The organism is Flavitalea sp. (genome assembly GCF_035489435.1).
Classification (GTDB): domain Bacteria; phylum Bacteroidota; class Bacteroidia; order Chitinophagales; family Chitinophagaceae; genus DATHKG01.
Genome location: NZ_DATHKG010000142.1, coordinates 1 through 6,120 on the forward strand (window position 1 = coordinate 1; position 6,120 = coordinate 6,120).

A 6,120-nucleotide genomic window follows, 5' to 3' on the forward strand; every position below is an offset into this window, starting at 1 on the left:
CTGAATTTTGACCACCCCGCATTGTTAGGTATGTATGGTCTGTTGCCAGGCGATGGCGTGGACACGGCTGTCATGAAAAAAACCTTCGAAAAGGTGAGGTCAGTCTGGAAATTTGAAACCGGCTGGGGTTGGGATTTTCCAATGGCTGCTATGTCGGCGGCAAGACTCGGTAAGCCTGAGCAGGCGATTGACTTTCTTCTGTATAATACTCCTAAAAATTATTTCGACAAACATGGATTCGTAGGAGGAGGTAACCCTTATCCTTACCTGCCGGCCAACGGTGCTTTATTATACGCTGTCGCTATGATGACAGCAGGATGGGACAACGACGGAAATCGACATGAACCAGGTTTTCCGAAAGATGGTTCCTGGGTGATAAAATGGGAGAATATCAGTAAAGCACCATAGATAAATTGTCACGATAAAAAAATACCTGCTGGTAAGATAAAAGGCAGGCAGTTCCGGAAGACATTTACATTGAAATTGCGTTTGAGGAAGAAGCGCTTTGGTTGTTAACCCGTACTTTCATTCCTTAGGGGTCTTCAGGTCTGGCCAGGGCAATCAATTGCCCTGCCTGGGCAAGCCCCGAACGTTTTATGCAATTGAAACAGTTGTCTTTGGGGACAGCTAAAACACGCCGATACACATTTAGGAAATTCGATTTACATTAATAAAATACTTATTCCAAAATGAACAAATTGTTGTTGGTTTTCTTTCTGCCATCTATCTTATTTGCGCAGTTTGACAGTACTGATATAATCGTCAAACAAATGATGGAGAAGCAAAAAATTGTTGGACTTTCGCTAGCTGTAATCAAAAACGGACAACTTGTTTCAAACAAAGGTTATGGACTAGCCAATGTAGAATTAAATGTACCGGTGACTTCCGAAACTGTAATCCGGCTTGGTTCAGTTAGCAAGCAGTTTTTTACAACAGCTATTATGAAATTAATGGAAGAAGGAAAACTGAATATTGAGGATTCGGTACATAAGTTTTTTCCTGATGCACCAGATGCATGGCGGCCTATCAAAATAAAAAACTTAATGTCTCATACATCAGGCTTGCAAAGGGAAGGCCCGGCCTATGACAACTTTAAAATCCAACCCGATATAGAGATTATTAGGTCTGCATACAGCTTGCCCCTCGTTTTTAAAACCGGCGAAAAATACCAGTATTGTAATTTAGCTTATTTCATGCTGGCAGAAATTATAAAACAGGTAAGTGGCATGCCCTGGGAGGATTATATTCATGATAAATTATTTATTCCGGCAGGAATGAGTAACAGTTACCTGACTGATTTTTATCTCATCATTCCCAACCGTGCAAATGGGTATATGCACAATCATGACACACTGGTTAACGCCACTGCCATGTATGCCATACGACCCAGCGGTGGATTTCTCTCTACTTCTTCAGATATGATTAAATGGGAGAAGGCAGTTCGGGAAGAAAAGATTATTCTTAAAAAAGAGAATTGGGAAAAACTATGGCAGCCGTTTATTAAAACTTCGGATAATGTAGATTCGAAGGAACATTATGGTTTCGGATGGACAATAGATGAATACCGTGGGCATAAGTTAATTGTACACGGTGGTGCAAATCTTGGGTTTAGATCAGTTTTTGCACGTTTTGTGAATGACGGGCTTTCAATTATCATTCTCACTAATACAGATGAAGCAAATCCACGGGCAATTGCAAACGCTCTTGCCGATTATTATTTCAGAAAATAAGTATTTTGTACATATTTTATTGGCCGCCGATTTCGGATCAACACAAGCTCGGTGGCAATTAGCTGACCTTTGTATTATAGGTCTTCGTGCCGACGAAGATTGTGTTATTGAAACCAAGACTCGCTAAATTAGAAAATCCCAGATAATACCGTAGACAGATATGACGCAGTAATCACCGCCTGGACGCCAGCTACAATGGAGGAAACAGAAAAGAACAATACAAATACTGCATAAGCAACCTTATTACTTTCTAATTTAAGTAACTGAAAAATTAGAATATTGAAAAAAAGAAATAAAATCGCAAACAAGGTATAATCTCCTTCTTCGCCGTGCGATCTCAGCCCGGAGATTAGGAAAATAAAATACAAGCTGGCACAACCTATCGCGCCAATAATTGACACTTTTAGGAAAGATGCCTTGAAAGCCTTAAAACAAGCGTAGCCAATCAGAGGGCTAGTGAAAACAATACTGCCAAAATAAAGAAATGGGTTCAAGGATAGCAATTTTAGATTTGTGGATCTAATTATTGTTTTGATAGATAGTAAAGATATCTATTAGTAATCGTTTCTATCTGATGCCTAATCGTTCATATTCCCTTACTTTTTGTTAATACTAAAAAGATAGCTTGGTGAAATTACGGACGACACAATGTTTGGCGGTTACTCGAATAGTCGTGAAGCCGTGGTTCGGCTTGATAAGCAGTGCTCAACTTAATTTCAAACATCAAATTTTATTTATAATTTCAGCAGCGTTTGGTAGGTCAGGACAAGCAACAAGTTCTCAGGCTTTGGCAATATCCGGTCGTTCTAAAGACTAAGGACATTTATAAGTAATCAGGTAATTACAATTTCCTGCCAGTACACCACCATCATCTAATACGGTAAACCCCTTTACATAAACACTGGCGTCAATATCATAGTTCGCATATCTAGAATAAAAAGCGCTCTTCAGCCCGTTTTCGTTATATATCTTACTTGAACTGGTGATAGGAACGTTCCTTGACATTTCCCCAAAGTTTACAATTGACTGGCTGTAAAATAGCTCGTCATTAGGAAACATACAAATAAAAGACTTTACCGTTTTACTTGTATCGTACTGATAATCAAATTCGGTACGATCTGGTTTGTTGGCCCTGCTGTCGGTTGACCTCGCAAGGTTGCCATCTTTCCATGCTGACCGTGGAGAATTCAACCATCAACGGCAGCACCTTCATCAATCTACGCAGCGATTATGGCAGTACCTGGCAGGGAGAAGTCTTTATCCGCAACTGCGTTTTCCTGCCCGCCGGTGGCAAGCCCGCAACTGCCAGCCTGATCGGTGGTGCAAATTCCGGCCAGCATGATTTCGGCTACATTTGTTATATGCCGGAACGGATCACTATCGAAAACCTCCGTATTAACGATTCCAATCATCCGGAGTCATATCAGGGTCCCGCCATTTTTTCAAATTTCAATCCGGAAATGACCGATGCTTCTTATAAAGAAACCTTTCCCTTTGTCAGAACCAGGGAAGTCATTCTCCGCAATGTAACCACTACCAGCGGAAAGAAACTGAGACTGAGCGCCAACCCCTTTCTGTTTAAAGATGTAAAGGTGGTTACCAATTAACCCTGGTAATTACTGTTAAGACAAATATTTTCAGAGATTTAATTGGGGAAGGTATTAAGTGACCGTCCATACTATCTTTTCTATTTACCAGCCGTATTTCTTTTGTATATTAATTTATAAAGGGTGGCATTCATGGAAGATCATATGGATCCCAAATTGGTGGAGAAACTGCATAAACTGGGGTTGACGGAAGAATCTTTGCGGAAGCGGGATTAATCACAAAAAAAGTTAGGGCGAAAAGATGACGCAATATGCATCATGCTGCAGCAAAACAGAACAAACAATAAAAGTGAAACTGCGAACTGATCCTATCTCAGATCTTTTTGAACGCCGGATCAAAGAATGAACCTTCCATACTTTCACAATAAGCTTTAAGCGCAGTGCCTAGCCTTTCCATTTTGACGGAGAGATCAGTTTTCATTTTATCGGGAACCGGGATATCGTCTGAGTTCATTGAACGATAGAGGAAGTCGCAGGTATCATCATCAACCTTTCTAAAGAAAAACTCATGAATCAGCGAGATGTCCATATCATGCACACGAAAACTTTCCGCATACAAAATACCTTCTTCCGACAATGTCATATTAAGTGGCGAAATTAGACTGTCGTAATTATCGAATGTACACTGATGAATGCTTCCGACATATACGCCAGGTGTAGCCTGTTCCACTTTTTGCAGACCTGGCAGCCATTCGGAACGCCCTGGAATATTCATCATCACCATATATACATCACGAAAATTAGCGCCTATACGTATTTCATTATATGCAGTATCATCTTTTTGATAATAATTTTCATGACTCATCTCCACGTTCTTTTGCCGGATAGCATTCATCTCAGCAAACTGAAATTCGACCTTTCCGATAGAATTATACTGTTCCGATGACTTGACCCATTCCATACCCAGGGCCTCAGCAGAATCGGGAACCTGTTGTAAAAGTTTCTCGGTAATCAGCACATACTCATGATTATTGATACCATTTTTCAGTAAGCGGTGTGCGACTATTACATCGGTGCCAGACTGTTTTACAAACCGCCCAACCTTTATTTCGGCGACAGGACCGTGGTGTACGATAAACTTAACAGTAAGGTGGCCGATACAGAGGCAGGCTCCGCAAGGACAAACGCTATGTTTCTGTATCCACTCGCGTTGCGTGTGGAAAGAATTTAAAATCATGAGACAGGTGTCGAAGATTTCCTTTTTAGAAGGCGCAGGCCCTTTTCTGATCATCAACACGGCGTCGCCTTCAATCTCGGCAACTTCATATTCATCGCCAATAGGTGCCACGATTGCATCGATTAACATATTTATAGCCTGGGATCCGTGACTTAGTTCGGTCGTCGTCATAAATTCAGTGAAACCGCTAATATCGGGAATTAGTATAGTTGCGCTGGTGGTGCCCATAATTAAGGGATAGAGAGCTAAGTTAAACAAATTTGGTGAAGAGCCTCAATGATCTGATGGGAAGCCAAAACCTGGTACTAAAGTTTTTTGAGGTGGATACCTTCGAAGTTACTCCATAGCTTACGAGTTTATTAATGCCTTCTTACTTTAGATACTTCTTTAGTAGATTACTGATTAGCCAACGCCAATTCAGGCATGCGAATATTGTATGTTGCTAGTTCCTGTCAACCCAATCTAATATCTTGCGCAAATAATCATGAGAAACTTGCTTCCCATCGTCTATGCCTGATAAGTAATGATTGCAGCCAACACAAGCATCGTAAGTTAAATTTGTCTTTCCCAATCTCAAAAACTCAAGCGGAACGTAATCTAAACCGTAAATGGGAGAGCTATTGTCAGCAGTCGCTGCAACCATGTAAATGGGTATAGTTAATTTCCGTAACTGTTCAAAGGGAGCGACCGAACAGAAACTGGCCCACCGTTGATAAGAATGTCCACCTATTTCTTTGTCAGTCGCCGTGGGATTCTTATACACATTTGCAATATTTTTCAAACTCGCTTCAATGCTGTCCTGGGCTTGTTGTTGTGTTATTTCTCCCTTTGCAGATTTAATACGCCATCCGATAATACCGTCATAGAATTGATTGAGTCCACTACCAACAACAGCAGCGATATGAGTGATCCGTTTATCTTCAGCTGCCAGGGTTGGAACCACTTGTCCACCCTCTGAATAGCCATAAGCAACGATCTTTGTTTTGTCCCAATACTTATGTTTAATCAGATAAGAAACGACCTTTTTTGTCGCTTCAACACGCCATTGTAAACTTAATCGTTTCGTGTACTCATCGGAAAATTTGTAGTCTTTAAGAACTTCATGCACATCGTATTCTTTTACACTCTGGTTTGTGATGACGGTATCGCAGAAATGAGTTCCAGGTTTGTCCAGAATTACATAGTGATACTTTGACTTAGTATTCGCCATTATTTCTGTGGTGAAGGTGTTTGCTGTTGCTTCGAATTTTTTTCCTTTTACATAGATACACAAAGGCAAACCGCCACTCCCGTTTATATCGATAAAAAGCGGTGCTTTTCGAGATATACCTGTTGTATCAACATAGAAACTGATCAGACCTAATTTACTATCAGCTATAGAAAAAGTTTTTAAGCCATAATCAATAGGTCTTGTTGGTTGGGCCATCAAACTTGTTGCAGAAAAAATCAGTAAAACCAGTAAAGCCGTAAACCTCTAACCAGAACCACGATTGTTATTTGAAAAAGATTTTGTATCGCCGTTGGGGGGCTTTTGTGGATATTGGGGCTGATGGTTTTGTTTCAAAAGTTTGACCTTTACAGGATCAACAATCATCCAGGCATATGT

5 protein-coding genes and 1 pseudogene are annotated in these 6,120 nt (G+C 40.6%); 3 read left to right on the top strand and 3 right to left on the bottom strand.

Annotated elements, in window-relative coordinates; translation table 11 throughout:
- Positions 1-408, top strand: a pseudogene (locus VK664_RS22370) (hypothetical protein); the annotation flags it as partial.
- 281 nt (positions 409-689) lie between these two features.
- Positions 690-1,730: a serine hydrolase domain-containing protein gene (locus VK664_RS22375; protein WP_461400935.1), complete on the top strand. Its 1,041-nt coding sequence runs from the start codon at positions 690-692 to the stop codon at positions 1,728-1,730.
- Positions 1,731-2,543: 813 nt separating this feature from the next.
- Here the strand turns inward: VK664_RS22375 and VK664_RS22380 are convergent.
- Positions 2,544-2,735: a hypothetical protein gene (locus VK664_RS22380; RefSeq protein WP_461400936.1), complete on the bottom strand. Its 192-nt coding sequence runs from the start codon at positions 2,733-2,735 to the stop codon at positions 2,544-2,546.
- Between the two features lie 164 nt (positions 2,736-2,899).
- On the opposite strand from VK664_RS22380, the gene VK664_RS22385 reads away from it, so the two are divergent.
- Entirely contained in the window at positions 2,900-3,337 is a 438-nt protein-coding gene (locus VK664_RS22385; RefSeq protein ID WP_461400937.1) for a hypothetical protein, read from the top strand.
- Between the two features lie 313 nt (positions 3,338-3,650).
- Here the strand turns inward: VK664_RS22385 and VK664_RS22390 are convergent, their stop codons facing one another.
- Both VK664_RS22390 and VK664_RS22395 read right to left on the bottom strand, forming a co-directional pair.
- Positions 3,651-4,742, bottom strand: a complete 1,092-nt coding sequence (locus VK664_RS22390) for a DUF2652 domain-containing protein (RefSeq protein ID WP_461400938.1) — start codon at positions 4,740-4,742, stop codon at positions 3,651-3,653.
- 214 nt (positions 4,743-4,956) lie between these two features.
- Complete coding sequence (locus tag VK664_RS22395) at positions 4,957-5,940, bottom strand: alpha/beta hydrolase family protein (RefSeq protein WP_461400939.1); 984 nt, start codon at positions 5,938-5,940, stop codon at positions 4,957-4,959.
- Between the last annotated feature and the right edge of the window lie 180 nt (positions 5,941-6,120).